The organism is Rhizobium sp. OAE497, assembly GCF_040546565.1.
Classification (GTDB): domain Bacteria; phylum Pseudomonadota; class Alphaproteobacteria; order Rhizobiales; family Rhizobiaceae; genus Rhizobium.
This window is the reverse complement of the sequence record NZ_JBEPOA010000001.1, coordinates 3,052,229-3,078,551: the sequence shown is the minus strand read 5'-3', so window position 1 is coordinate 3,078,551 and position 26,323 is coordinate 3,052,229. Positions and strand designations below refer to the sequence as shown.

The 26,323-nt window shown below is 61.9% G+C and carries 20 protein-coding genes and 1 tRNA gene; 17 read left to right on the top strand and 4 right to left on the bottom strand.

Annotated features, from left to right (window positions below; all coding sequences use genetic code 11):
* Positions 1–50 precede the first annotated feature (50 nt).
* The 4 genes from ABIE40_RS15530 (at position 51) to ABIE40_RS15515 (ending at position 3,932) form a co-directional block, all read left to right on the top strand.
* Positions 51–1,181, top strand: a complete 1,131-nt coding sequence (locus ABIE40_RS15530; RefSeq protein ID WP_354541039.1) for a TDT family transporter — start codon at positions 51–53, stop codon at positions 1,179–1,181.
* A 77-nt stretch (positions 1,182–1,258) separates the two neighbouring features.
* Positions 1,259–2,386 carry a mechanosensitive ion channel family protein gene (locus ABIE40_RS15525; RefSeq protein ID WP_354541038.1) on the top strand — a complete coding sequence of 376 codons (1,128 nt, stop codon included), beginning with the start codon at positions 1,259–1,261 and terminating at the stop codon, positions 2,384–2,386.
* A gap of 140 nt (positions 2,387–2,526) precedes the next feature.
* Entirely contained in the window at positions 2,527–3,726 is a 1,200-nt protein-coding gene (gene mnmA / locus ABIE40_RS15520) for a tRNA 2-thiouridine(34) synthase MnmA (RefSeq protein WP_199629942.1), read from the top strand.
* A gap of 129 nt (positions 3,727–3,855) precedes the next feature.
* Positions 3,856–3,932: transfer RNA gene (locus ABIE40_RS15515), tRNA-Met, on the top strand.
* Between the two features lie 65 nt (positions 3,933–3,997).
* On the opposite strand, the gene ABIE40_RS31035 is transcribed toward ABIE40_RS15515, so the two are convergent.
* Positions 3,998–4,135, bottom strand: a complete 138-nt coding sequence (locus ABIE40_RS31035) for a glycine zipper domain-containing protein (RefSeq protein WP_502944791.1) — start codon at positions 4,133–4,135, stop codon at positions 3,998–4,000.
* 31 nt (positions 4,136–4,166) lie between these two features.
* Positions 4,167–5,735, bottom strand: coding sequence for a putative bifunctional diguanylate cyclase/phosphodiesterase (locus tag ABIE40_RS15510; RefSeq protein WP_199629943.1), 1,569 nt, complete (start codon positions 5,733–5,735; stop codon positions 4,167–4,169).
* A gap of 349 nt (positions 5,736–6,084) precedes the next feature.
* On the opposite strand from ABIE40_RS15510, the gene ABIE40_RS15505 reads away from it, so the two are divergent.
* The 10 genes from ABIE40_RS15505 (at position 6,085) to ABIE40_RS15460 (ending at position 22,888) form a co-directional block, all read left to right on the top strand.
* On the top strand, positions 6,085–7,263 hold the full coding sequence (locus ABIE40_RS15505) for a polysaccharide biosynthesis/export family protein (RefSeq protein ID WP_199629944.1): 1,179 nt from the start codon (positions 6,085–6,087) through the stop codon (positions 7,261–7,263).
* Between the two features lie 235 nt (positions 7,264–7,498).
* Entirely contained in the window at positions 7,499–14,917 is a 7,419-nt protein-coding gene (locus tag ABIE40_RS15500; RefSeq protein ID WP_199629945.1) for a type I polyketide synthase, read from the top strand.
* 1 nt (position 14,918) lies between these two features.
* Entirely contained in the window at positions 14,919–16,340 is a 1,422-nt protein-coding gene (locus ABIE40_RS15495) for an aminotransferase class I/II-fold pyridoxal phosphate-dependent enzyme (RefSeq protein ID WP_199629946.1), read from the top strand.
* Positions 16,341–16,353: 13 nt separating this feature from the next.
* Positions 16,354–17,199 carry an SDR family oxidoreductase gene (locus ABIE40_RS15490; RefSeq protein WP_199629947.1) on the top strand — a complete coding sequence of 282 codons (846 nt, stop codon included), beginning with the start codon at positions 16,354–16,356 and terminating at the stop codon, positions 17,197–17,199.
* A gap of 23 nt (positions 17,200–17,222) precedes the next feature.
* Positions 17,223–18,806, top strand: coding sequence for an LTA synthase family protein (locus tag ABIE40_RS15485; protein ID WP_199629948.1), 1,584 nt, complete (start codon positions 17,223–17,225; stop codon positions 18,804–18,806).
* Positions 18,803–20,101, top strand: a complete 1,299-nt coding sequence (locus tag ABIE40_RS15480) for a capsule polysaccharide biogenesis protein (RefSeq protein ID WP_354541037.1) — start codon at positions 18,803–18,805, stop codon at positions 20,099–20,101. Before ABIE40_RS15485 ends, ABIE40_RS15480 begins: the two co-directional genes overlap by 4 nt.
* Positions 20,102–20,182: 81 nt before the next feature.
* The gene (locus ABIE40_RS15475) at positions 20,183–20,431 is read left to right on the top strand and encodes a DUF6894 family protein (RefSeq protein WP_112718888.1); all 249 of its coding nucleotides are present in this window, start codon (positions 20,183–20,185) and stop codon (positions 20,429–20,431) included.
* A 63-nt stretch (positions 20,432–20,494) separates the two neighbouring features.
* Positions 20,495–20,839 carry a hypothetical protein gene (locus ABIE40_RS15470; RefSeq protein ID WP_199629949.1) on the top strand — a complete coding sequence of 115 codons (345 nt, stop codon included), beginning with the start codon at positions 20,495–20,497 and terminating at the stop codon, positions 20,837–20,839.
* A gap of 112 nt (positions 20,840–20,951) precedes the next feature.
* Positions 20,952–22,448 carry a sensor histidine kinase gene (locus ABIE40_RS15465; protein WP_354541036.1) on the top strand — a complete coding sequence of 499 codons (1,497 nt, stop codon included), beginning with the start codon at positions 20,952–20,954 and terminating at the stop codon, positions 22,446–22,448.
* A complete protein-coding gene (locus ABIE40_RS15460) occupies positions 22,445–22,888 on the top strand; it encodes a response regulator (protein ID WP_112718890.1) in 444 nt (147 codons plus the stop codon). The genes ABIE40_RS15465 and ABIE40_RS15460 overlap by 4 nt, the downstream gene beginning before the upstream one ends.
* 266 nt (positions 22,889–23,154) lie before the next feature.
* On the opposite strand, the gene ABIE40_RS15455 is transcribed toward ABIE40_RS15460, so the two are convergent.
* Positions 23,155–23,712 carry a histidine phosphatase family protein gene (locus ABIE40_RS15455; RefSeq protein ID WP_199629950.1) on the bottom strand — a complete coding sequence of 186 codons (558 nt, stop codon included), beginning with the start codon at positions 23,710–23,712 and terminating at the stop codon, positions 23,155–23,157.
* 204 nt (positions 23,713–23,916) lie between these two features.
* Between ABIE40_RS15455 and ABIE40_RS15450 the strand changes: the two genes are divergently transcribed.
* From ABIE40_RS15450 to ABIE40_RS15440, 3 genes are all read left to right on the top strand, one after another.
* Positions 23,917–24,126, top strand: a complete 210-nt coding sequence (locus ABIE40_RS15450) for a CbtB domain-containing protein (RefSeq protein WP_112718892.1) — start codon at positions 23,917–23,919, stop codon at positions 24,124–24,126.
* 12 nt (positions 24,127–24,138) lie between these two features.
* Positions 24,139–24,876, top strand: coding sequence for a CbtA family protein (locus tag ABIE40_RS15445; protein WP_199629951.1), 738 nt, complete (start codon positions 24,139–24,141; stop codon positions 24,874–24,876).
* Positions 24,877–25,032: 156 nt separating this feature from the next.
* Positions 25,033–25,656 carry a hypothetical protein gene (locus ABIE40_RS15440; protein WP_502944807.1) on the top strand — a complete coding sequence of 208 codons (624 nt, stop codon included), beginning with the start codon at positions 25,033–25,035 and terminating at the stop codon, positions 25,654–25,656.
* On the opposite strand, the gene ABIE40_RS15435 is transcribed toward ABIE40_RS15440, so the two are convergent.
* Complete coding sequence (locus tag ABIE40_RS15435) at positions 25,641–26,303, bottom strand: sulfite oxidase-like oxidoreductase (RefSeq protein WP_199629953.1); 663 nt, start codon at positions 26,301–26,303, stop codon at positions 25,641–25,643. The two genes, ABIE40_RS15440 and ABIE40_RS15435, sit on opposite strands and share 16 nt — an antisense overlap.
* Between the last annotated feature and the right edge of the window lie 20 nt (positions 26,304–26,323).

Sequence of the window (26,323 nt, the reverse complement as noted above, 5' to 3'; positions counted from 1 at the left end):
CGATTAATTGAGACGTTTATTCGTGATGCCAGAAAGACGAGGCAAGCGGCATGACCATTCTCATGAAAATCGAAACCGACGGTATCTCCAGCGAGGGCCTGCGGATCATCCGCCATTTCACGCCCAACTGGTTCGCGGCGACGATGGGCACCGGGATCCTCGGTGTCTGTCTGGCGCAGTTTCCGTCAGTCCCCGCGCTCTACAGCGTGGGCGAGGCGCTCTGGTTCCTGAACATCCTGCTCTTTGCGGCGCTGACCGCGATCTATGCCGCGAAATGGGTTCTCTACCCCGCGGATGCCCGGCGCATCCTTAATCATCCGGTGCTGTCGATGTTCTTCGGCTGCATTCCGATGGGGCTTGCGACCATCATCAACGGCTTCGTGATCTTCGGCGTGCCGCTGATGGGCGATACGGCGATCGAGATCGCGCAAGCGCTCTGGTGGCTCGATGCCGTGCTGGCGGTACTCGCTGGTCTCTCCATCCCCTTTGCGATGTTCACGCGCCAGCAGCACGCGATCCATGAGATGACCGGCGTCTGGCTGCTGCCGGTCGTTGCCTCGGAGGTCACCGCAGGCAGCGGCGCGCTGCTGATCCCGCATCTTGCGGGGGATGGAGCGCAGTTCACCATGCTGTTCACCAGCTACGTGCTCTGGGCATGCTCGGTGCCGCTGGCGCTCGGTATCCTCGTCATCCTCTTCCTGCGCATGGCGCTGCACAAGCTGCCGCCGGTCAGCATGGGCGCGACCGGGTTTCTCGCTCTCGGCCCGATCGGCACCGGCGCCTTCGGCCTCGCGCTTTTTGCCGCCAATAGCGGCGGCGTGCTGGCGGCAAGAGGGCTTGGCGACCTGGCCTCCGCCATGGCCGGTGCAAGCCTGCTCGGTGCCGTGCTTCTCTGGGGCTACGGGCTCTGGTGGCTGGCGATCGCCATTGCGACGACCGCAAGCCATGCCCGCGGCGGCCAGCTGCCTTTCAATCTCGGCTGGTGGGCCTTCACCTTTCCGATCGGGGTCTATGCGGTCGCTACTCTGCGCCTTGGCCAGCTTCTCGCATTTCCGCTGCTGACCTGGCTTGGCGCAGCGCTCGTTGCAGCGCTTGCGATGATCTGGATCGTCGTCAGCCTGAAGACGCTGTCAGGCGCGCTGAAGGGCTTCCTGTTCGCCGATCCCTGCCTCGACAACTGAATGGCCGGACGGAGCCGGAGCAGTCTTTTTGATCTCCGGCTCTTTTCTATGCTGCGCTGCACCCTAGCTCCCGGGGCATGACCGACCTTGTGAACGAAATTCGCGCCCAAGGCTTCTGGCTTCCGGACTGGCTGGCAAGCACCGTCATCTTCGCCGTCGTCGTGGCGCTGGCGCTCTTCATCCACCGGCTCGCCTTCCGCCTGCTGACACGCATCGTTGCCGAGCGGGATCTCTTCTGGCGCTCCCTTGTGTCGCGGCTGGAGCGGGTGGCGCGGCTGGCGATCCTGACCGCGGCGCTGTCCTTCGCGGCCACCGTCTCGCCACTGACGGAATACCAGGCCTCGACGCTGCGCCACATCCTGCTGATCGCCTTCATCATTCTCGTTGCGGCGATGGCGCGGACCGCCAAGCATATCTGGATGACCGTCTACCTCCGGCGCTTCAAGCTGGATGCCGAGGACAATCTTCTCGCCCGCAAGCATGTGACGCAGTCACGCATCATCGAGCGGATCGCCGATCTCCTGATCGTCATGGTGGCGATCGCCTCCTGCCTGATGACCTTCGATGCCGTCAAGCAGTATGGCGTCAGCCTGCTGGCGTCGGCCGGGGTCGCCGGTATCGTCGTTGGTCTGGCGCTGCAGCCGGTGCTGAAGAACCTGTTTGCCGGTATCCAGCTGGCGATCACCCAGCCGATCCGCATTGACGATGCGCTGCTGGTCGAGGGCGAGTGGGGCAATGTCGAGGAGATCACCTCCACCTATGTCGTCGTGAAGATCTGGGACTGGCGGCGGCTGATCCTGCCGCTCAGCTACTTCATCGAGAACCCGTTCCCAGAACTGGACCCGCGAGAGCGCCTCGCTGATCGGCAATGTCATGCTCTATCTCGATTACAGCGTACCGGTGCCGGTCATCCGCAGGAAGGTGGAGGAAATCCTGGCCGCCTCGAAGCTCTGGGACAAGCGGGTGGTCAATGTCGCCGTCACCGATTTCAAGGAGAGCGTCATGGAGATCCGCATCCTCGCGTCGGCGTCCAATTCCGGCCGCACCTTCGACCTGCGCTGCGAAATCCGCGAAAAGCTGATCGATTTCATCCAGCAGGACTATCCGCATGCGCTGCCGCAGGTGAGGGCGGTGATGGCTGGCGGCAACGGTGTGCCGCGCAGGCAGGCAGCGGAGTGAGGCCGTTCTACGCGCCCCTTGCGTGACGGGGCGTTCCTTTCTATATCCAGCGCCAATGAAAGACCGGCGGCCGACCCCGCCGGCGGCAGCACAATCCGGGGCATTTGCAGGGCAAGGCACGGATCGCTACAATCGAATTTCCTGAGCGCAGAGTTGGCAGTACCTCGTGAACACACTGGATTTTGACAAGAAGCCCGAAGACACCCGTGTCGTCGTCGCCATGTCCGGCGGCGTGGACAGTTCCGTCGTGGCCGGGATTTTGAAACACCAGGGCTACGATGTGCTCGGCATCACCCTGCAGCTCTACGATCACGGCGCCGCCGTCCACCGTGCCGGTTCCTGCTGCGCCGGTCAGGATATCGACGATGCCCGCCGCGTCTGCGAGACGCTCGGCATTCCGCATTACGTGCTCGATTACGAAAAGCGCTTCCGCGACACGGTCATCAATCCGTTCATGGAAAGCTATGTCGCGGGCGAGACGCCGATCCCCTGCGTCTCCTGCAACCAGACGGTCAAGTTCGCCGATCTGCTCGAGACCGCCAAGGAACTCGGCGCCGATGCGCTGGCGACCGGCCACTATATCCGCTCGCGGCCCAACCCGGCGCCCGGCAATCCCGGCCGCCGCGCGCTCTACCGCCCGGCCGATGCCGACCGCGACCAGAGCTACTTCCTGTTTGCGACAACGCAGGAGCAGATCGACTATCTGCGCTTCCCGCTCGGCGGCCTGCCGAAGGCCGAGACCCGCAAGCTCGCCGAAGAGATGGGCCTCGTCGTCGCCAAGAAGGCCGACAGCCAGGACATCTGTTTCGTGCCGCAGGGCAAGTATTCCGACGTCATCAACAAGCTGAAGCCGAATGCGGCACTTGCCGGCGAGATCGTCCATCTCGACGGCCGCGTGCTCGGCCAGCATGACGGCATCCTGCATTACACGATCGGCCAGCGCCGCGGCATCGGCGTTGCCACCGGCGAGCCGCTCTATGTGGTCTATCTCGACGCCCGCTCGCGCCGCGTCATCGTCGGTCCCAAGGAAGCGCTGGAAACGCATCGCGTCTATCTGCGCGACGTCAACTGGCTGGGCGACGAAGACCTGATCCATGCGGCCTCCGGTGAAGGCTTTGCCTGCTATGCCAAGGTGCGCTCAACCCGCATACCGGAGCCCGCCGTTCTGCGCGCCGACGCATCGGGCATCTATGTCGATCTGACCGTCGGCGAAGCCGGCATCGCGCCCGGCCAGGCCTGCGCGCTCTATTCCGCGCCCGGCGACGACGCCCGCGTTTTCGGCGGCGGCTTCATCGAGCGCTCCGAACGTGAGCCCGCCGCCGAGGCCTCGCTGAAGGCACTTCTGAGCCAGCCGGTGGCTGCATAAATTTCTTGGGAAAGGCGATGCTGCGGTGCAGCCTTTTTCTCCTTCATGTGCTTGACACAAAGCCGAGACGCTCTTAATAACCCGCTCACCGACGGGCCGAGCGCTTTGCGAATGGCTTGTTCGAGTTGTGGCTGGGTAGCTCAGTTGGTGAGAGCGCAGGATTCATAACCCTGAGGTCGGCGGTTCAATTCCGCCCCCCGCTACCAATCTTCTCCAATCAAAGACGCTATCGGCATTGACGGCTGGCACCGGCCGATTTCGCTATGTCTACCTATCGGCCTCTCCGCATAAAGCCTCCGGCCGCCGCGCCAAGCGCAATGCCGACGGCGATGCCGATTGCGGTATCTTCGAAGATCAAGGGGCCGACAGCTGCGCCTAGCGCAGTGCCGATTGCTATTCCGAGCGCCATGCCAGTCGAGATAGGCCCGAGCGCGAGCGGTTCAACCCGCCGCCGACAGCGTCTGCATCCGCTCGTCGATAAACGCCGCAGCCTCATCCGCCGGCATTGCCTTGCCGAAGAGGTAGCCCTGGCCGATGTCGCAGCCGAGGCGGGTCAGGTAGCCGAGTTGGCTGTGTTCCTCGATGCCTTCTGCGGTCGTCTTGATATTCAGGCTGTGGCCGAGACCGAGCATGGCGCGGACGATCTTTTCCTGGCGTTCGTCTTCCTGGTAGGTGGCGACGAAGCTCTTGTCGATCTTGATCTTGTCGAAGCGGTAGCGGGCAAGCTGGGCGAGGCTGGAATAGCCGGTGCCAAAGTCGTCGAGGGCGATCTGGACGCCTGCCGCATGCAGCTCGTCGAGGATGACGGCGGCGATCGCCGGATCCTGGATGAGGGCATTCTCGGTGATCTCGATCTCGAGCCTTTCCGGCGGCAGGCCGGAGGCCGCGAGCACTTTCAGGATGCGCGAGGCGAGCAGCCGGTCTTCCATCTGCACCGGAGAGATATTGAAGGAGAGGACGATATGGGCGTGCCAGCCGAGCGCGTCGCGGCAGGCCTGCGACAGCAGGTTCTCAAAGAGCTCGGTGATCATCCCGGTTTCCTCGGCAATGCCGATGAAGACGGGGGGAGGGATGTTGACGCCGGTATCGTCGCTCCAGCGGGCCAGCGCCTCGAAGCCACAGATATCGCCGGTCTTCAGATCGATCAGTGGCTGGTAGAAGGGACGGATCGCCTTCTGCTGGATGGCGGTGCGCAGCTTCGTCTCCAGAGAGGCGCGCTCGGCGACCTTGTCCTGCATCGATGCCTCGAAGGCGAGCGCATGGTTCGGCCCGCGTGACTTCGCCTCATACATCGCCAGATCGGCGCGGTGGGCGGCATTTTCCAGCGGCTCGCTGCCTTCGGTCCAGCGCTCGTAGCCGACACTCGCGCCGACTTCGACGGCAAAGCCTTCGATGCTGATCGGTCTTGTGACGGCCTGGATCAGCACGCGGGCGAAATGCTTCTCGCGCTCTTCGGTCATGCCGGCACCGATGATGACGAATTCGTCGCCGCCGAAGCGATAGACGCAATCGGCATTGCCGAGCGAACAGATGCGTCGCGCCACCTCGATCAGCAGGATATCGCCGCCCTTATGGCCGACGAGATCGTTGACCTTCTTGAAGCCGTCGAGATCGACCGAGAAGACGGTGACGTTGCGGGCCGCCGCGTTATGCTCCTCGTCGGAAGCGTCCGGGCGGGCGAGCTTCTTGCGCTCGAAGGCATAGCGGTTCGGCAGCTTGGTCAGATGGTCGTGGGTGGCGGTCCAGTCGGCCTTGAACTGCGCGGCGGCGCGCAGCTCCATCTCGCGGCGCAGATCGGCAATGCGCAGGATCGAATAGATGAAGCTCATGGCGCCGGCGATGACGAAGGCAAGCACAAGCTTTTCGGCGCCGTAATCATCGAACATCTGCACAAAGGCCGAGAGGCCATCGCCGAATTCCAACAGGATTCCGAGCAGCCAGAGGACGCCCCCAAGCATCATGACCGATAGACACTGCCGTCCGGCACGGCTGCGAAAGAACCCCGGCATTCACATTTCCTCACCCCTGATAAGACATAGCAATATCATCGAAGTCTGAAATGTTCGTTGAAAACGGGTAGTGATTGTTTGCTGCAATCTCCGTACGGTTTGGCACGCTCTGCGGGTTTTAAAGCGCCTTTAACTCAATTTGTAGATAGGTTCGATCCGTAACTTGTAGGTGCTGGTCAATAATATTACAGCCTTATGGTACGGAAAACACAGCTGTGGCTTTTTTGGGGGTACGGTTGCAATTGGCTTGTTGAAGCGGACTTAGTGTGCTTTGCAAGTCTAAAGGGAATCTGGCAGTCGTCGATCGCGCAACTCACGGGGGTGCGTTGTCGATGTTGAGGGGATGCAATTGGTTCGGTCGAGTGCTGTATTGATCTGTCTGGCTTTGGCCGGTTGCCAGGCCGTGCCTGCGCAGGGTCCCCTCGCGGACGCGATCAACGAAGATGCGGGCCGTTCAGCATCTGAGGTTGGGCGGCGCAATACCGCCGTGTTCGACATCGTTGATGTCGATAGCCGTTCGGCCACCCTTGTTTCGAAATACGTTGCCACCGCGCTCAACCGCCGTTTCGGTATCGGCGGCGGCGTAGGGCGGGTGGTGATCGGCGTTGGTGACCATCTGAAGGTGTCGATCTTCGAGGCGGGCAGCGACGGCTTGTTCTCGACGACGGAATCGAAGCAGACCAATCTCGATATCGTTGTTCAGCCGGATGGCATGGCGGCTATCCCTTATGCTGGCTCCGTCAAGTTTGCCGGAAAGACGCTTGAGGAGGCCAGAAAGGCCATTCTCGCCTCGCTGGCGAATAAAGCGGTCGAGCCCGATGTGATCGTCACCAGCATGAGTACGGCATCGCGAAACGTCACAGTCTCAGGCGCTGTCGGCAAGCCGTCTCAGGTGCCGCTCAGCCTTGTCAGCGAGAAAATTACCGAAGTCCTTGCAAAGGCAGGCGGATCGCGCGCGCAGCCCTATGAAGCCTATGTGACGCTCGTGCGCGGCAAGAAGACCGGCACGGCGCTTCTGCAGTCGATCATCGAGAACCCATCTGAAGACATCTATGTTCAGCCGGGCGACCAGATCTTTGTCTCCCAGGATCCGCGGACATTCACGATCCTCGGTTCAGCGAATGCCAATGCCCGCATCAATTTTGGCGCCAACGACCTCAACCTGCTGGAAGCTGTCGCTCTTGGCCGTGGCGGCAACGATCTGACGACCGACGCGAAGGGCTACTTCGTGTTCCGCTACGAAGAGCCGGACGTTGTCATGAGCCTGCTTGGCACCGAGCGCTTCCATGAACTTCTCGGCAAGGGCATGGTGCCGGATAGCGTCGGGCGGTATCCTGTTGTCTACAGGTTTGATATGAGCCATCCCGACAGTCTGATCGTGGGTCAGACCTTCCCTGTGAAGAACCGCGACGTCATCTACATCTCGCGGCATCCGTCCGTGGACATCAAGATGTTCCTCGGGATCGTCGGACAGCCCGTGGCTATCGCCGCTCAGAGCGCCTCGATTTACAACAACTTCAACGATTAGAATATTTTAAGTTGTTTTCTGCTGCCTCGGCGGCAGGGGCGGGTCAGGGTTGATTGCAATCAATCCGTGCCTTGCTTTTGGGTGGCGATTTTTTCGTCTCGCTTAATTTCGGATTTCTAAAATACAACCTGAAATGATATTTTTGAATGACAGCGGCAGCCCTTTGTGGTGTCTGCCTGTGACGCTTTTTGGGGTCATCCTGCGTGGTGCCGTGACATGAAGACATTTAATGGCCATGACGACTGAAATTATCGGACGCGCGATCATTGCTCCGGGTGCTCCTTCCGTAGATGCGCTACGGCAGGTTCTCGAAGATGCAAGATGCACCGTCAGCGAGATTCCGGCCGGACGTTGGGAGCTTGGTCGCTTTTGGCATCCGACGCAGGGCCTTCCCGGCAAGACATACTCGTTCGCTGCCGGTGTGCTCGACGATATCTATCATTTCGATCCTGCGGTTTTCGGCCTCTCACAGCGCGAAGCCATACAGATGGATCCGCAGCAGCGTATTCTGCTCAATCTGGTCTGGCGCGCGCTTGAGGACGCCAATCTTCCGGCGGCGGCCTTGGTGGGAGAGCGCGTGGGTGTCTATGTCGGCGCATCGAGCCTCGACAACGGGAATCTGGCAGCAGAGGATCCGGCTTCCGGCAGCCCGTACTTCATGACGGGAAATACGCTGTCGATCGTGTCCAACCGGATATCGCATATCTTCGGCCTGCGCGGTCCCAGCATGACGATCGACACGGCTTGTTCGTCGTCCCTGGTCGCGCTTGATCAGGCTATGCGGGCGCTGGACCGCGAGGAAATCGATACTGCGATCGTCGGCGGCATCAATCTTCTCGCTCATCCGCTTTCCTTCGTCGGTTTTGCGCAAGCGCGCATGCTTTCGCCGGAAGGCCTCTGTCGTGCCTATGACACCAATGGCCATGGCTATGTCAGGGCGGAAGGTGGCGTCGCGATCGTTCTGCGCCGCACCGACAGGGCATTGCGGGAGCGGGACAGAAGCCACGCCCGTTTGCATGCCGCCGGCGTCAATTCGTCCGGCCGTACGAACGGCATTTCGCTGCCATCGCGCGATGCCCAGGCGGCATTGCTTCGGTCGATCTACGAAGACAGCAATATCGATGTGAACCGGATCGCCTTCATCGAGGGCCACGGCACGGGCACCCGCGTTGGCGATCCTGCCGAAGTCTGGGCGATCGGCGATGTCATCGGCAAGAAGCGGCGGGCACCGGTGCCGATTGGTTCGATCAAGTCGAATATCGGGCATACGGAGCCGGCCTCCGGCCTGTTCGGCCTCGTCAAGGCGGTCCTGGCGCTGGAAGACAATTTCCTGCCGGCGACGCTTCATATCGAACAGACCAACGAAGATATCGATTTCGAGACATTGAATGTCCGGGTGAACACGTCAGGCATCGAGTTGATGCCGGCAAAGACGCCTCGCTATGCCGGGGTGAATTCCTTCGGTTTCGGCGGCACCAATGCCCACGTGGTGATAAGCGATCCCGATCCCATCGCGCCGCCCGAGCCGCAGCCGAAGGGCGACAACATCATCTTTATGGCAAGCGCTCACACGGAGACGGCACTACAGAGCCTGCTGCAGGATTACCGCGATCAACTGGCCCAGGCAGAGACGAAGAAAGCGCGGCAGATCATCGCCGCCGCCGCGGCCAATCGGGAGGCAATGCGCCATCGCTTTGCCGTAAAGGTGAAGGACGGAGAGGCCGTTCTCGCGGCACTCGAGGCTCATCTGGCGGGGGATCAAACGCAGGGCGAGCAAGGCGAAGCCCCCGGCCAATCGGTCAAGGTGGCCTTCGTTTTCTCCGGCAACGGATCACAATGGCCCGGAATGGGGGCGGATGCCTATCGGAACAATGCGCATTTCCGCCAGTGTTTCCAGTCGTTCAGCGCCCTGTTCGAATATTATATCAGCGAAAAGCTCACGGATCTGTTGTTTGCCGAGGACCTGCCGCAGCGTCTCGCGGACACGAAGATCGCGCAGCCGATGCTGTTTGCGGTGCAGGCAGCGCTCTCCGATTGCCTGTTTTCTCAGGGCGTCAAGCCTGCTGCCGTTTTCGGCCACTCCGTCGGCGAGATCGCGGCCGCTTATGCGGCAAAGGCGCTGGCGGCTGCCGAGGCCGTGGCGATCGTCGCCAAGCGCTCTCAGCACCAGGATCTGCTGGCCGGTGAAGGCAAGATGGCCGCCGTCGTGCTCAGCGCCGAGGCAGCTGCGGCTTTCGCCAAGGCAAACCATCTCGACAATATTTGCATCGCCGCGATCAACGCAGCGAATTCAGTCACGATATCCGGCCCGTCCGAGGAGGTGCTTGCGTTCCGCGACGCTGCGCGCAAGGCGCAGATCGTCGCCCACGTACTCGATATCAATTACCCGTTTCACCACCCGATCATCGATCGTGCGAAAGACGCCTTCCTTGATGACTTGCCGGATATCGAACCGGATCAGGGCAATGGAACGTTTTTCTCTACGGTTACCGGCCGGCGCGAAGACGGCGCGGTGCTGGATGCTGGCTATTGGTGGCGCAACGTGCGCGATCCCGTCTTGTTCAAGGATGCCTGCGAGGCGGCGATGGATGCCGGCTGCAACCTGTTCATCGAGATTTCACCGCGGCCTATCCTGTCGAATTATGTCGCGGATGTTGCGAAGGGCATCTCCTACAAGGCGGCCGTCATCCCAACACTCCTGCGCGAGAGCGGCATCGGCCGCGATCCGGTCTCGCAGTCGTTTGCGCGGGCGTTTGCCCATGGTGTGTCGCCGCTGAAGTCGCGGAGTGCCGGTGCGCGCAACGCCTTTGTCCGATTGCCGTCTCTGCCGTTTGAAAATACCGAGCTGCGTCCGCAGACGACAACGGATGAGATCGATGTTTTCGGCCGGGACCAGAAGGTTCCCTATACCCTGCTCGGCTGGCGCACGGATCCAAACGGTTCGAGCTGGAAGAACCATCTCGATGCCCATCTGGTGCCTGATCTGGCCGAACATGTCGTTGACTCGAAGGCGATCATGCCGGGAAGCGGTTTCATCGAAATCGCGGTCACTGCGGCCCAGCAATATTATGGGGTTGATGCCGTAGAGCTTAGCAATCTTGAAATCGTGCGCCCGCTCGAACTGCGCACCGATCGCATCGCCGAGCTTTCGACGGTGCTTTCGCCGGAGACCGGCAATATCGAGATCCGCTCCCGCGAACGGTTGAGCAATGACGACTGGACGGTCCATGCGGTTGCCAGGGTTCGCAAGACCATTGAAGCGCAGGCCGAAGAGCCCGCCGCGCGGGTTGCCGGTGAAGTCACGACGGTCCTGAGTGCGGCCAAGACCTACGAGACAGCAGAGCGGTTCGGCCTGCAATATGGCCCGCGCTTCCAGCTACTGTCGAAGGCCGTGGCTTTCGGGCACGGAACGATCGAGGTCGATCTCAAGAAGGCGACCCCGGCTGCGCATCGCTACATGCGCTACGGACTCAATCCGATGTCTGTCGATGCGGCGTTCCACGGTCTGGTGGCGCTGTTCGATCAGCTTTCCGGCGACCAGGCAGGTGCACCTTACATTCCCGTTCGGTTCGGAACGGTACGGGTGACGCGCTCCGAGCAGCCGATCGTCAAGGCGATCATCTCGATCGAGCGCTTCAGCCAGAACTCGATCAAGGTGCATTTCCGGATGTTCGATGCCGCAGGCCTGCAGGTCGCGGCATTCGACGACTGCCGTTTCCGCAGGACCTATCTGCGCCGCCACCACACGCTGGATTCGGTCGCCTTCCATTACGAAAGCGTTCCGTCTTCCTTGTTCGCGTATGCAGCTGGCACACGCGGGCTTGCGGAGTTTGCGGCGGCAGGCGAGGGCGAGCTCAACAACGCGACGCTGCTGCTGGATGCCGCAGTCTATCGTGCATGTCACGAGATCGCCTTGTCGATTGCCGGGAGTGGTGGCTCCATCGCCAAGATGCCCGGCGATGCGGCGTTCCGCTCGTTCCTAACGAGCTGCCTGTTCAGCCTCGAAGATGCCGGGCTTGCTTCGTCGGAAGACGGACAATGGCGCGTGGTGCCGGAGTTCACGTTGCCGCCGGTCGCGGAAGTGCTGCGGGAGCTCTACGGTGAGGATTCCGGCCGTATTGCCGAGGCGGTGCTGATCAACAATACGCACCGCGATGCACTGGAGCGGATTGCGGTTCTGAAAGCCGGTGGCGATGCGCTCGGGTTTGCGTCATCGAGCGACGCGACGCTCGATCATATTCTCGTTCATGCGCCTTTGAGCGTGCGCCGGCAGGCTACTTCCGAACAGATGGTGACGCAGCTTCTGCCGGATGGCGGCGCCCGCTACATCCTGGAGGCCGGTTCGCTTTCGGCCGCCTTCAGCCGCAAGCTTGCGCAGCTCGCTGCACAGAGAGGCGCGTCGCTGATCATCGCCGAGCCGCGCGAAAACACCCGCCGCGCCCTGCAGATCGCGTTCGAGGCCGATGCCAATGTGCTGATCGCCGATCCGGAGCGGCTCGCGGATCATCCAGCCGCCGATCTCATCGTGTGCGCTGGCGATGAAAGCCAGCAGTTCCTGATGGGCAACGAAGCCATGCAGGCGCTTGTGCGGCGTGCGGCCTCTCATGGCGCATCGCTGGTTTTCGCCGATCGCGCGCCGTCCGCCTTCAACGATTTCGTCTTCGGCCTCGCCGAAGACTGGTTCGCCGGCAGCCAGTCGCCGGAATTCCCGATCGGCAGGCTTTCCACGGTCAATCAGATCGAGGAAACAATCCGCTCGCTCGGCTTCTCGCAGGTCGCGGCGGAGGAGACGGGCTATCCCGAGGGGCGCCTGATTTCGCTTCTGGCGCAATCGAAAGCTGTTGCGAAGACGCCTGCTTCGGTCAGCGCAGTCGCATCCCCGGTACTCGTCTTCGGCGATGCCGAGAGATTGATATCTCTGGACGGCATGGTGACGCTTCCTGTGCCGGGCGGTGCGTCCGATCTCGTCTATGCGGACGCCCTGGCGGCGTTCGAAGGGCACACGGTTCGCGCAATCTATTTTGCTGCTCGCGCAGCAGGCGAAACGGCGTCCAGCGCCTCGCAGGAGCGTCTCGAAACGTTCCGCGTCTTTGCCGAAGCGCTGGCAGCGCGGGTTGCGGGTTCGGCCCGCGTCCAGCTGATCGTCGTGGCGCCCGGTGGTTCGCCGTTGACGGATGAAAGGGCCGATGCGGCCAATGCCGGTCTCTGGACCTTCGCGCGTGTCCTGCAGAACGAGTATGAATTCCTCGATGTGCACCTGATCGATGCCGAGACGGATGACACCCTGCTTTCGGGCGTTGTGACCTCTCTGTTGATGTCGCCCACGGAAAACCGGGAATGGCTGCTCGACCCCGCAAGCGGCGAGGTGCGTGAGCTGCGTGCGGCGACGGGTCCGGCGGCTTCGGTTGCCCGGAATACCGCTGATTATGCCGCGGCGACGATCCGTCAGCACTCCGCTGGCCGCCTGGATAGCGTGGCATGGGAGGCGTGCGACGTTCCTGTTGCCGCTGCCGGTGAGATCGTTGTTTCTGTCGAGGCGACCGGTCTCAATTTCCGGGACGTGATGTGGGCGATGGGCGTCCTGCCCGAAGAGGCGCTCGAGGACGGCTTTGCCGGTGCGACCATCGGCATGGAATTCGCCGGCCGTGTGGTGGCATTGGGCGCCGGCGTCAGCGGGCTCTCGGTGGGTGACAAGGTCATGGGCATCGGCCCGGCGGCGTTCTCGACACATGTCCGCGTCCGCCAGGACGGCGTGATCAGATTGCCGGAGCGCATGAACACCGTGGCGGCCGCCACGGTTCCCGTCGCGTTCCTGACCGCCTATTACGCCATGGTGGAGCTTGGCCGCATCCAGCCCGGTGAGACCATTCTCATTCACGGCGCTGCCGGCGGTGTCGGTCTCGCAGCGGTTCAGATCGCCAAGCTGAAGGGTGCGAAGATCATCGCGACGGCTGGCACAGTCGAGAAGCGGCGTTTCCTGGAAACGCTGGGCGCCGATCATGTCTTCGACTCGCGCTCGCTCGATTTCGTATCGGCGATCCGCGATGTCACGGATGGTGCGGGCGTGGACCTCGTCCTGAACTCGCTGTTCTCCGAAGCGATGGAACGCAGTCTCGAGTTGGTGAAGCCCTTCGGGCGCTTCCTCGAACTCGGCAAGCGCGATTACTATTCCGACCGCAAGATCGGCCTGCGCCCCTTCCGGCGCAACATCAGCTATTTCGGCATCGATGCCGACCAGCTGCTGGTGAATGTGCCGGAGCTGACGAAACGCATCTTCACAGAGATCGGCGAATTGTTCTCCGCGGGCGAGCTTGTTCCGATCCCTTATCGGGCCTTTGCCTATGACGAAATCGGCAATGCCTTCCGCCTGATGCAGAATGCCGGGCATATCGGCAAGATCGTCGTCCAGCCCCCTGTTATCGGCACCGACAGCGTTCTCTTGCCACCCGGAAAACCGGTCGCATTCGATGCGGATGGTGTCTATCTCGTGGCCGGCGGTATCGGTGGCTTCGGCCTTGCGACGGCAGCCTGGCTTGTCTCGAAGGGGGCGAGAAAGATCGCGCTCTGCACCCGCAAGGGCATCGCCGACGACGAGACCCGCAAGGCGATCGGCGACTGGGCGAAAAAGGGTGTGACGGCAAGCGTCCATGCCTGCGACATTACCGATGAGGACGCGGTTCGTGCTTTGCTCGGCGAGTTGCGCGCCAAGGGCCCGTTGAAGGGCGTGGTTCACGCGGCGATGGTCCTCGACGATGCGCTGCTGTCGAACCTGTCTGCGGAACGCAACCGTCCGGTCGTCGACGTAAAGGTCCGCGGCGCGGAGATCCTGAGCCGCTTGACCGCAGCTGACGATCTCGATCTCTTCCTGCTCTTCTCATCGGCAACGACCATGCTCGGCAATCCGGGCCAGGCGAATTATGTCATCGCCAACGGCTATCTCGAAGGCCTGGCCCGCGAGCGCCGCCTTGCCGGCCGCAAGGGCCTGGCTATCGGCTTCGGCGCGATCGCGGACAAGGGCTATCTAGCGCGTAACGCCGAGGTCAACGACGTGCTCTCGAAGCGCATCGGCAAATCGGCCCTCAAGGCGGGCGACGCGCTGGAGCAGGTCGAGCGCTACATGATGGCCGATCAGGGCAGCATTGCCGAGGCTGCCGTGATGATCGCGGAAGTCGACTGGACGGCAGCCCGAATGCTGCCGATCGCCAGCAAGTCGCTGTTCGAGACGATCATGCGTCAGGCGGGCAGCAACCAGGCCGCAAGCGATAGCGAAACCATCGATCTCGAAGCGATGATCGCCGGCAAGTCGGCGGACGAGTCCCAGGCTCTTCTGCACAAGCTCGTCGCGGCCGAGATTGCCGCGATCCTGCGCGTGACGGAAGACGGGATTACCCCGGACAAGGTGCTCAAGGATATCGGCCTCGACAGCCTGATGGCGATGGAGCTCGGGATGAGCTTTCAACAGAAGACCGGCTTCGATATTCCGCTGAGCGGCATAAGCGATGGAACCACGGTCGGAGACGTCGTCGCGCGCCTTCGAGAGCGTGTTGCGAGCCGCGCCGGTGGCGGCGATGGCGAAGCCGATGCGGGCGGCGACAAAATTCTCACTCAGCTGATCCAGACACACTCTGGAGCGGCTCAGAGATCAGCAGGCTGACATGACAGAGAGCTCGAACGGCAACGGACAGGATAGCGGCCGCAGGGCGGGTCTGCTGGATCAGATGCGCCATGCCAACGAATCCTCCGGGCGGAACCGCATGGCGCGCATGAACCGGCAGCCGGCGCAGGCGATCCGCCAGGCCGTGAAGTTCGACGAGCTTCCTGAATACAAGCGGGTGGTGGCGCAGAAGATCGGTGCGCAGATGGTCGGCATCGACAATCCGTTCTACCGTTCGCATGATCGGGCGGCCGGTGCGACCACGGTGATGTCCGGCAAGGAATTCGCCAATTTCGCCTCCTACGACTATCTCGCGACCAACACCGATCCGCTGGTCAACGAGCGGGCCAAGGAAGCGATCGACCGGTTCGGTATCTCGGCATCCGCAAGCCGCCTTGTCGCCGGGGAGCGCGCGGTCCATGTGGAACTGGAACAGGCACTTGCGAAGGTCTATGGCGTCGACGCGGCTGTCTGTTTCGTCAGCGGATATCTGACCAATGTCGCGGCGATCAGCTGCCTGATGGGGCCGCAGGATCTCGTCATCCACGACGAGTTCATCCACAACAGCGCGCTTGCCGGCATCAAGCAGTCCGGCGCTGCCCGGCGCCTCTTCAAGCATAACGATGTCGCCAGTCTCGAAGCCGTATTGAAGACCTTGTCCTCCGACTTCCGGCGTATCCTCGTCATTGTCGAAGGCGTTTACTCGATGGATGGCGACATTGCCGATCTGCCGGCTTTTGTCGAGCTTCGGTCGCGCTACGGTTTCTGGCTGATGGTCGATGAGGCGCATTCGCTCGGCGTTCTCGGCGCGAGCGGCCGCGGATCCTTCGAACATTACGGCATCGATCCGCGCGAGATCGATATCTGGATGGGTACGCTCTCGAAAACGACTTCGAGCTGCGGCGGTTATATTGCCGGCAGCCAGGCGCTGATCGACGTGCTGAAGGCGGATGCGGGCGGTTTCGTCTATAGCGTAGGGCTGGCGCCGGTTCTGGCGGCGGCTGCGCTGACCGGCCTCGAAATCCTCGAACGGGAGCCGCAGCGCACGGCCGATCTCAGGAAGAACGGCAGCTTGTTCCTGCAGCTTGCCAAGGACGCCGGGCTCGATACGGGTCTGGCGACCGGGTACTCGGTCGTACCTGTCATCGTCGGGGATTCGGCGCGCGCGGTGCAGCTTTCGAACGAGCTTCTGGAAGACGGTGTCAACGCGCTGCCGATCATCCACCCGGCGGTTCCCGAAGGCTTGGCCCGGCTACGCTTCTTCATCACCTGCAATCATAGCGAGGCGCAGATTGCGCATGCGGTGCAGGCAACGGCGAAGCGCCTGAAAGCCCTTGAGGAGCGCAACTTCGGGCTGGGTTCGATCGACATGGAAAAGATGATGCAACTGCTGCCGGATATTCAAACGGCGGGAAAGTCTTAGGCGGGACGATGCAATGCATGTCATCGTAACCGGAGGTTCCAGCGGTATCGGCCTGGCAGTCGCCAGGGCCTATGCCTTGCAAGGTGCTGCGGTTTCGCTTGTCGCGCGGGATGAGGGGCGCCTCGAGGCGGCGCGAGAAGATCTCGGTGCAAATGTCTTTTCGGTGTCGGCTGATACCACGGCGAATGCGGCACTCAGCAGCGCTATCGCTGCTTGTGAAGCCGCCAATGGCCCGTGCGATGTCCTCGTGGCGTCGGCCGGAATTGTCGATCCTGCCGCTTTCGAGACGCTGCCGCCTGACCTTTTCGATCGCCAGATTTCCATCAATCTGCTGGGAACCGTCAACGCCGTACGCGCCGTCTATACCGGCATGAAGAGCCGCGGGCGCGGGACGATCATGATCGTTTCGTCCGGCGCGGCGCTGATCGGCATCCATGGCTATGCGGCCTATTGCGCCTCGAAGTCCGCTCTCGATGGCTTTGTCGAAGCTCTGCAGATGGAAGCGCTCGGCAGCGGCGTGAGGGTCTCCATCTGCTACCCGCCGGATACTTTGACACCCCAATATCAGCAGGAACTCCCCGCGCGGCCGTGGCAGGCCGAACTGCTGATGGGAAAGGTGAAGCCCTGGTCCGCCGATTCGGTTGCGCTGCGGATTGTCTCGGCGATCGGGCGGCGGCAGGCGAGCGTCTATTTCACGCCGTCGCTTGCGGCACTCGCGCTCTTCGGCCCCGTCATAAAGCCCGCGTTGCGGCTCTGGTATCGATGGCGATTGCGCCAAAAGGAGCGAATGCGGCCGATTGCATTCGAGACGCGGCACGAGCCACGCCCGGAGCCCCGGGCCGATACGAACAGCACTTAGTCTGACTGCGACGGCATAATAGAATGCATATTCATGACGCCCCCATCCTGCTGACCATATTGTGTTTCGGTCTTGTCTGCATCGCGGTCTATGCCACCGATTGGCTGGCCTTGCCCTTTGCTGTCTACCGCAAGAATGCCGTCCGGCGGCCGATGGCGCGCACGCTTATCGATCTTGCCGCCCGCCTTCCGGTGATTGCGCTCGTCTTCGCCGGCTTCTTTGCCGTGACCTGGCGGCCGATCTATTGCGTTCAGGCGACCATCAGCTTCTTCGTGATATTCACCGGCATTTCGCGCGCCAAGTTCCAGTTCATCCGTGAACCGCTGGTCTTCTCGGACATCGCGCTGGTCGTCGATGTCTTCAAATACAAAGAGATCTTCTATGCGACGTCGCTGAACGTCTTCTTCTGGATCTTCTCTTTCCTCTACGTCTTCGGGGTGACCGGCCTCTATTTCTATTTCGAGCCGCATATCCTGCCCGACACCGCGCGGTTCCTCTGGATATTGCTGGGTCTGCTCGTTGCGTTCGGGCCGTGGTTCGCGCTCTTCTATGGTCCGGTCAACGGCCCCGTCTCGCGTCTCACGCAATGGGTTGTCGGCCCGATCGACATCAAGAAGAACACGGTTCGCTTCGGCACCTTCACATCCGTCGTCCTGCATTTCGTCATCTGGCTCGGGCGCCGCCGTGAGAAGATCGTCCGCGAGCTTTCGACGCTGATCAAATTGGCCCTGCATGACCTCTGGGATGGCGATGACGACGAGGCGCCGCCGCTGATCGTCATCTGGCAATCGGAATCCTTCATCGATCTCCGGCATTTCGGCGTGAAGGGCCTGAAGCTTCCCAATCTCGACCGGCTGCGCAAGCAATCGGCCCAGTGGGGGCGGATGACGAGCGTCTTCGAAGGCGGATACACGCTGCGCACCGAATTTGCGGTTCTGAGTGGCCTTCAGCCCGAAGACGTCGATATCGACGCCAGCTATCCCTATCTGCGCGCGGGACACTATGCCGACATCGTCTGGCCGAACAAGCTGAAGAATGCCGGCTGGAAGACACAGTTCGTGCATCCCTACGACCGGACGTTCTTCCTGCGCCACAAGGCGATGCCGCAGCTCGGCTTCGATCATATGATGATGCTCGATGAGTTCGACCACAAGCCGGTGCGCGACGGGCCATATGTCAGCGATCTGGCGCTGACGAAGAGCGTCATCAGGGAGATCGACAAGGATCCCGACCTCAAGAATTTCGTGTTCGTCGCCTCGATGGCCAATCACGGCCCCTGGGAAGCCGGACGCGTCAAGGACGAGACGGATCCGGTGGCGATCTATACGGAACTCCTGAGGCGCGCCGATCACGCGCTTGGAAATCTCGCTCATTATCTCGATACGCTGGACCGGCCGGTATGGCTGCTATTCTACGGTGACCACGCGCCGCTGCTGAAGGCGTTTGCCGATCCGTTCCCCGATCCGCGCACGGACTATGTGATCGTGCCGCTCGGCCGCGCACGGGCGCATTCGCAGAGGCCTGTTCCGGCGCAGGAGGAGGCACCCTGGAATCTGCTCGGCACGTTGCTGCGCTATGCGGGTCTCAGCAAGGAGTTGCCGTCTTGACGCTTGAGCCGGCCATTGTTGGCGCAGACCGGCGCGTCTTCCTGTTCCTGCAGGGGCCGTCGTCGAGCCTCTATGTCCGGATGGCCCGCAAGCTGGAAGCCGCGGGCAGCGAATGCCTTCGCGTCAATCTCAATGCCGGCGATGCGATCTTCTGGCGACGGGGCGGCGCCATCAACTATCGCGGTTCGTTCGCTGCCTGGCAGGGCTATGTCGGGCGGCTGATCGCCGAACGCGGCATCACCGATCTGGTCGTTCACGGTGAAGAGCGCCCCTATCATAAGGTGGCGATCGCTGCCGCGAGGCAGGCGGGCGTCGCGGTCTATGTCGTCGAAATGGGACATCTGCGGCCCGATTGGGTTACCATCGAGCGTGAAGGATTGTCGTCGAACTCCCGCTTTCCCACCGACCCGGACCATATCCTGACGGCGGGCGAGGGGCTGGGCGAACCGGATTGGCAGAGACGCTACAGCCATAGCTTCCTGTCGGAAGCGGCGGCCGACATGCTCTATTATCTGCCGACCGTGTTCCTGAGTTTCCTCTATCCCCATTACCGGCGGCATGGCCTGTTTCATCCTCTTGCTGAGTATACAGGCTGGGCAGTCCGTCTCGCGAAGTCGCGGTTCACTGCCAGCAGGGCCGTGCGGTCCGTGCAGGCCGTTGCCTCCGCCAGCCATCCCTATTTTGTCTATCCGCTCCAATTGCAGACCGACTATCAGCTGCGGTCGCACTCGCCGTTTCATAGCCAGCAGGATGCGATCCGGCATATCCTCCGATCCTTCGCAGAACATGCCGCGGCCGATGCCCGGCTGGTGATCAAGGTTCACCCGCTGGACAACGGCTTGATCGACTGGCGCTCCTACGTGGAGCAAATGGCGGCCGCATCGGGCGTTTCGGATCGTACGGTCTTCATCGATGGCGGCAATCTCGATTTGCTCATCCGTGGCTGCAGCGGGCTGGTGACCGTCAATTCCACGGCGGCGCTGAACGCGCTGCAGGCGGGTAGGCCGGTCAAGGTGCTGGGCTCGACCGTCTATGACATCGATGGCCTGACGGATCGCCAGCCGCTTGATACGTTCTGGAGCCGGCCGGTGGCGCCGTCGCCGCTCCTGCTCACCGCCTTCATGCGGCTGCTTGCCGCCTCGATCCAGGTGCGCGGCAATTTCTACAGCCGCGAAGGGGCGGAGGCCGCGGCAGGCGGGCTTGTCCGTAAACTGCTCGACCGCTCGGTCAACGAGCCAGGTGCCTATGTCGATCCGGCTCCGCGTTCGCATCCCGAAAAGATCGCCGTCGCCTGACCTCCCTCCCAAGTTTTTCCGTGTGCATTGAAACCATTAGTGCACTTCCCGCTTTATGCATCAAAAGGCGAGTGGGAACTGATGTCCGCTTTTTATTTCAAGACGCAAGACAATGACGGCACGGCCGCGGCCGATCTGCCGTTTGAATTTCCGGATCTGTTTTCGGCAATCGAGGAGGCCAAGCATGTGCTGGCGGAGATGGCGCTCGATGGGTTGCCGTCGGCGCCGGAGCGGCGGTTGTCGATCGAGGTTCAGAATTCCGAGCGGCTGCCGATCGTCAGTCTGCAGCTGGAACTGAAGATTTCCTATCTGCCGCAGGCGCGCAACTGAGCGGGAACCAAGCGGCGGCAGCCCCGTTTCAAATCATGAAGAGATGAAAACGGAGGAAGGCTGATGCAGGTCGTTGGCACGCAGATCATTGCCGCGAGAGGCGGCAAGGACGGGTTTACCGTGGAATTCGTCAGCGATGACGGCGCCGTCGTTTCGGTACAGATGCGCGGCGAAGAAGGGCTAAACCGGCAGAACGCCATCATGAAGGCGCAGTCGCTGATGAGCGCCATGGCCTCAGCCGACGCGAGCGAAGGCGGCGATATGAGCGTGCATCGCAGTGCGCGTGCTTCCGGTGATCGTGCGGCGCTCGAAGAGCAGCTCGACCAGGGGCTGGAGGACAGCTTTCCGGCCAGCGATCCGGTGTCGGTGACGCGAAGCTCGGTTCCCGGCGAGCCGACCAAGCATTGACGCAAATCCCATTTATAGTCGTGGGATCGTGTGGTTCCCCGCGGTGATTGGGTTGATCGCAGGGATCTTTTCCGTCACTTGTATTTAAGAAAATCCTTTTCAGAGAATCCTCATGTCCTCTTCCAACGCCGTCTTTGTCCGCTCGACGCTTTTCATGCTCGGGCTCGGCGTGCTGCTTCTGGCCGGTATCGTCGGAACGTCGCTCTGGCTGACGAGCGCGAACCGCATCTATTCCGATACGGTTGCCGAGATGCGCCGCATCCGCACCGGTTCGGTCGATCTGCTGACCGCGCTCCAGGATGCCGAAACCGGGCAGCGCGGCTTTCTGCTGACCAATGACGAGAGCTATCTGGCACCCTACTTTCAAGCGGTGAAGAACTTGCCCGAGCGGCGCAAGCGGCTGGCAGACGTGCTGCAGAACTATCCTGACTATGCCGAGCGGCTGCCGGTGCTGGATCAGGCGGTCGACGGCAAGATGGCGGAGATCGACAATACGGTCGCGCTTGCCAAGGCCGGCCGGATGCAGGAAGCGCTGGCGATCGTCCGCAACGACAGCGGCAAGGCGCTGATGGACGACGCCCGCGGCGTTCTCGTCGGCTTCATCAGCCAGACCGATGACCGCCTTCGGGTGATCGTCGGCGAACAGCTCAAAGCGGCAAGCAACCTGCAATGGGTGACGATCGGCGGCGCATTGGCGATTGCCATCGTCGTCGGCGGGGCAATCCTCATTATCGTCCAGCACGTGCGCGACCTGTCGCGGGCGCGCGAGGAGCTGCAATCGCTGAATTTCGGCCTGGAGGAGCGCGTGAACGAGCGCACCGAAGACCTGATGCAGGCCAACCAGGAAATCCAGCGCTTCGCCTATATCGTCACCCACGATCTGAGGGCACCGCTCGTCAATATCATGGGCTTCCTCAGCGAGCTCGAGGCCAGCCTGACGGCGGTCACGGCCTATGTGATGGCTGACGAAAAGAAGCCGAGCGAGGACGAGATCAAGGAAGCGCGCCTCGCAGTCGAGGAAGACCTGCCGGAGGCGATGGGCTTCATCCGCTCGTCGACCCGCAAGATGGATTCGCTGATCAACGCCATCCTGAAGATTTCCCGCGACGGACGCCGCAAGCTGGTGCCGGAGAGGATCGACCTCAAGGCCATGCTCGAGACGGCTGCGGCGAACGTGCATCACCAGGTCGCCGAGGCCGACGGGGAAGTGGAGATGGATATCCGCGTTCCCGGACTGATCACCGACCGCTTCTCGCTGGACCAGATCTTCGGCAACCTTTTCGACAACGCGGTCAAATACCGCTATCTTGGCCGTCCTGTCAGGATCGCCGTGCGGGCCATGCCGGCCGGCAAGGGCCGGATCAGGATCGATGTCGAGGACAATGGCCGCGGCATCGCAGTTGCCGATCGCGAGCGCGTTTTCGAACTCTTCCGCCGCGCCGGCGAACAGGATCAGCCGGGTGAAGGCATTGGCCTCGCATATGTGCGATCGTTAATACGAAATTTGGGAGGTGACATTACTGTCGCTTCGACAGAGGGCACCGGCAGCACCTTCACGCTGCTTCTGCCGTCGGATCTCACCACCATCGTAAAGGGTACAGAGTCATGAAAGCCACAGGCCAGGAAGTCACGATCGTCATGATCGAGGACGACGAGGGGCATGCCCGCCTCATCGAGAAGAACGTGCGCCGGGCCGGCGTCAACAACGAGATCGTGCCCTTCACCAACGGCAAGAGCGCACTCGACTTCATCCTCGGCCCCGACCGCAGCGGCACCGTCAGCAAGGACCGCTATCTGCTGATGCTGCTCGATCTCAATCTGCCGGATACGTCGGGCATCGATATTCTCGAGCAGATCAAGAACAACGAGCACACCAAGCGCATGCCTGTCGTCATCCTGACGACCACCGATGACGAGCGCGAAATCCAGCGCTGCTACGATCTCGGCGCCAATGTCTATATCACCAAGCCCGTCGATTACGACGGCTTCGCCCATGCGATCCGCCAGCTTGGCCTGTTCTTCGCGGTGATCCAGATTCCGCAGCAGTAACGAGAAAAGGCGAGCAGTCATCCTGCTCGCCCTTCGTTCAGCGCATCAGCAGCGGAATGCCGATGACGATAGCTATGAGAACAATGGCGGTTGCGACCTTCAGAAGGCGCACACGCCGCGTCCGCTCCCCACTCCAATCATACGTCATGGTTGGTCTCCACGGGGCATGCACTTAGAGCCCGGCATGCCGGGTTCAATAGGTATGGCGCAACTTGCTTGCGTAAGGCTTATCTAAATTATGCGGTGAAAACAGAGGTTTGCTGCAATCAGCGGCTGAAGCGCAGCGCCCAGCGGCGGCCGTCGAAACTCATCCGCAGCAGGGCAAGCGGCTCGATATCCGCCAGCCAGAAAGAACTCGGCGGGGCCCTCATCACATGCAGGATCGCGGCGCGGATGACAGTGGCGTTGGTGATGGCGATGATATGGCCGTCGAATGCCTGTTGATCTTCCATCCAGCCGGCAATGCGGGCCTGAAGTCTCGACAGGCTCTCGCCGCCATGCGGGGCGGCGTCCGGATCGGTCATCCACTGGATCAGAGCATCCGGCTCCTTGGCCTGCAGATCGGCAAGCGGGCGGCCCTTCCAGCGGCCGTAATCCATATCGGCGAGCTTCGGATCGGCCGCGGCCGTCAGGTTCAGGACTTCGGCGGTCTGCAGCGCGGCGATCGCCGGGCTGCTTTTGACGTGATCGGCACGCTGAAGCCTCTCCGCGAGAGCTGCGGTATCAGCGACGGCGCTCTGTTCGAGTGGCTCGTTCAGTGGGAAGCGGCCCTCACGGTTGGCGCTTGTCGGGCCGTGGCAGATCCAGGTCAGCCGGGTATGCACAGGAGAGCCTCCGGGCTGCCTCTTCGGCAGATGAAGTTTCGTTGACAGTTCGAAGCCTAGAGATATAACGGGCATGTTGCGGGTTTGGAAGCCGGTGTAAATCCGGCGCGGTCGCGCCACTGTGACCAGGATGCGAAAGCGAACTGGAAGTCAGACCTTGCCGTAACACTCTTTCGACTGAACGCGTCATTCCCGGAGGAATACATGTCTGATATCACTTTCAAGCCCATCGCAGCACCGCAGCCGATTCCGGTTGGCGAGATCCTGCCCTGGGCGATCTTCGGCGGCCTGCTGATGATCATCGCCATCTATTTCGTCGGCACGGAAGAGGGCGCCATGGCGCTGTTCTCCGGCGGCTACGTCCACGAATTCGTGCATGACGCTCGCCACCTTCTCGGCTTCCCCTGCCACTAAAGGACGACTGACATGGTTGGAAACCTTCTACTTCGCGGCATGATCGCGGGGGCGATTGCTGGCATCCTGGTGTTTGTCTTCGCCCATTTCTTCGGTGAGCCACTCGTCGACCAGGCGATCGCTTTCGAGGAAGCCGCGGCACAGGCAGCCGGCGAGGCCGCAGAGCCCGAGATCGTCAGCCGCGCCACACAGGCCGGCATCGGTCTCTTCACCGGCGCAATGGCCTATGGCATCGCCGTCGGCGGTCTCTTCGCGCTGACCTTTGCCTTCGTGCATGGCCGGTTCAGCACGCTCAGCGCCCGCGGCACCGCTGCGGTCATCGCTCTTGCCGCTTTCGTCGCCATCATCCTCGTTCCCGGCATCAAGTATCCGGCCAATCCGCCGGCTGTCGGCAATGGCGATACGATCGGCGTTCGCACCGAGCTGTTCTTCCTGATGATCGTCGTCTCCGTCGCGGCGCTGATCGCGGCGATCGCCTTTGCGCGCAGCCTCGCTCACCGCTTCGGCATCTGGAACGGCGCGATCATCGCCGGCATCGCCTATATCGTCTTCATCGGCCTCGTGCAGTATCTGCTGCCGCCGATCAACGAGGTGCCGGAAAACTATTCGGCCATCGTCCTCTGGCGCTTTCGCATCACCTCGCTCGGCATGCATGTCGTGCTCTGGTCGGTGCTGGCTGTGGTCTTCGGGATGCTGGCCGAGAAGCGGCTGGCCTCGCAGGGTGCTGTCGGGCGTCCGGCGTTTCGGTGAGTATTGGGTGAGGGGAGCCAAACGCTCCCCTCATTCCTGTGCTTGTCACAGGAATCCAGCCACCGCGCGTCGGCGCGGTGAATGACTCTACAGTTTCCCGCGTCCATGGACATGGACGCACTGGATTCCTGTGACAAGCACAGGAATGAGGGATTGGTGAAGGCTGCGATGAACAGGCCTCTGTTCCATTTGATGACCGGCATGGCTGCGCTCGCGCTGACGAGCGGCGGTGCCATGGCCCACAGCCGCACATCCGCTGCCAATCACACCGGCATCCCCGTCCCAGAAATCTCCCACGGCGAAATGGCCGTGATGGCCGATTATCGTGACCGGATCATCGCGCTTGCATCCGGAGCCACGGATACCGACGAGCCGTTCCGCCGGGTGCTGAACTATGCGCAGATCCAGTATTCCTACTGTCTCTGGGGCCGCATGCCCGGCAGCGTGACGGATGAGGAAAGTCCGTTCAACGAATGCGCCCACGCCTATCTGGCGGCGACCAAGGCGGTGCTGATGTCCCTGCGGGAGATGCCGCGGGAGGCCGCGGCAGCGAGTGCGATCGTCTCCGAGGCCGATGCCGATATGATCAGGCGAGGGCTGTCGCTGATCACCTGCCGCTTCAGCGGCGAGGCGTTCAATACGGCCGATATCATCCGGCCGCGCTGGAGCGAGATACCGCTCCATACCGCAAGCATGGCGTCGCTGACCGGGTTCTTCGCCGTAATCTTCGGCGTCTTCCTTGCAGGGCGCCGGTGGCTGAAGGTTCAGTCTTCGGAGTAGCGCTGTTCCCGCCAGGGATCGCCAAACATGTGATAGCCGTTCATTTCCCAGAAACCCGCCCGGTCGGCGGGCATCAGATCGATGCGGCGCAGCCATTTGGCGCTTTTCCAGAAATAGAGATGCGGAACGATGAGGCGCATCGGGCCGCCGTGCTCTGCTGTGAGCGGCTGGCCTTCCCAGGCGGTCGCCAGGATCGCGTCCTCCGCGGCGAAATCGGCGAGCGGCAGGTTGGTCGTGTAGCCGTCATAGCTCGTCAGCATGACGTAATTCGCTTCTGCCTTCGGCATGGCGCGGTCGAGCAGGTCGCGGGTCGCGACGCCCTTCCATTTGTTGTCATAGCGCGACCATGTCGTGACGCAGTGGATGTCGGAGACGAAGGTGCTCTGCTCCAGCGCATGGAAGTCGCGCCAGGAGAGCGTCAGCGGCGTTTCCACCAGGCCACGGACCTCCAGCTTCCATGTGTCGAGCGCAATCGACGGCTGCTGGCCGAGATCGAGCACCGGCCAGTTCTTCACCAGATGCTGGCCGGGCGGCAGGCGGTCGGTTTCCGGGCGGGCGACGCGGCCGGTCAGGAACTTTCCTTCGGCGGCCCAGCGGCGCTTGGAGGCGGTCAGTTTGCTGTCGTCGGGAGTCTGCTCGTCGGTCATCACATTCGTCCTCTCGCAGT

What these genes read in the sequence shown, in the direction of transcription:
- ABIE40_RS15495 (WP_199629946.1), top strand. Translation starts at nt 14,919, where the DNA reads ATGACAGAGAGCTCGAACGGCAACGGACAGGATAGCGGCCGCAGGGCG.
- ABIE40_RS15490 (WP_199629947.1), top strand. Translation starts at nt 16,354, where the DNA reads ATGCATGTCATCGTAACCGGAGGTTCCAGCGGTATCGGCCTGGCAGTC.
- ABIE40_RS15525 (WP_354541038.1), top strand. Translation starts at nt 1,259, where the DNA reads ATGACCGACCTTGTGAACGAAATTCGCGCCCAAGGCTTCTGGCTTCCG.
- ABIE40_RS15435 (WP_199629953.1), bottom strand. Translation starts at nt 26,303, where the DNA reads ATGACCGACGAGCAGACTCCCGACGACAGCAAACTGACCGCCTCCAAG.
- ABIE40_RS15465 (WP_354541036.1), top strand. Translation starts at nt 20,952, where the DNA reads ATGTCCTCTTCCAACGCCGTCTTTGTCCGCTCGACGCTTTTCATGCTC.
- ABIE40_RS15485 (WP_199629948.1), top strand. Translation starts at nt 17,223, where the DNA reads ATGCATATTCATGACGCCCCCATCCTGCTGACCATATTGTGTTTCGGT.
- ABIE40_RS15530 (WP_354541039.1), top strand. Translation starts at nt 51, where the DNA reads ATGACCATTCTCATGAAAATCGAAACCGACGGTATCTCCAGCGAGGGC.
- ABIE40_RS15475 (WP_112718888.1), top strand. Translation starts at nt 20,183, where the DNA reads ATGTCCGCTTTTTATTTCAAGACGCAAGACAATGACGGCACGGCCGCG.
- ABIE40_RS15510 (WP_199629943.1), bottom strand. Translation starts at nt 5,735, where the DNA reads ATGCCGGGGTTCTTTCGCAGCCGTGCCGGACGGCAGTGTCTATCGGTC.
- ABIE40_RS31035 (WP_502944791.1), bottom strand. Translation starts at nt 4,135, where the DNA reads ATGGCGCTCGGAATAGCAATCGGCACTGCGCTAGGCGCAGCTGTCGGC.
- ABIE40_RS15470 (WP_199629949.1), top strand. Translation starts at nt 20,495, where the DNA reads ATGCAGGTCGTTGGCACGCAGATCATTGCCGCGAGAGGCGGCAAGGAC.
- ABIE40_RS15500 (WP_199629945.1), top strand. Translation starts at nt 7,499, where the DNA reads ATGACGACTGAAATTATCGGACGCGCGATCATTGCTCCGGGTGCTCCT.
- ABIE40_RS15460 (WP_112718890.1), top strand. Translation starts at nt 22,445, where the DNA reads ATGAAAGCCACAGGCCAGGAAGTCACGATCGTCATGATCGAGGACGAC.
- ABIE40_RS15450 (WP_112718892.1), top strand. Translation starts at nt 23,917, where the DNA reads ATGTCTGATATCACTTTCAAGCCCATCGCAGCACCGCAGCCGATTCCG.
- ABIE40_RS15445 (WP_199629951.1), top strand. Translation starts at nt 24,139, where the DNA reads ATGGTTGGAAACCTTCTACTTCGCGGCATGATCGCGGGGGCGATTGCT.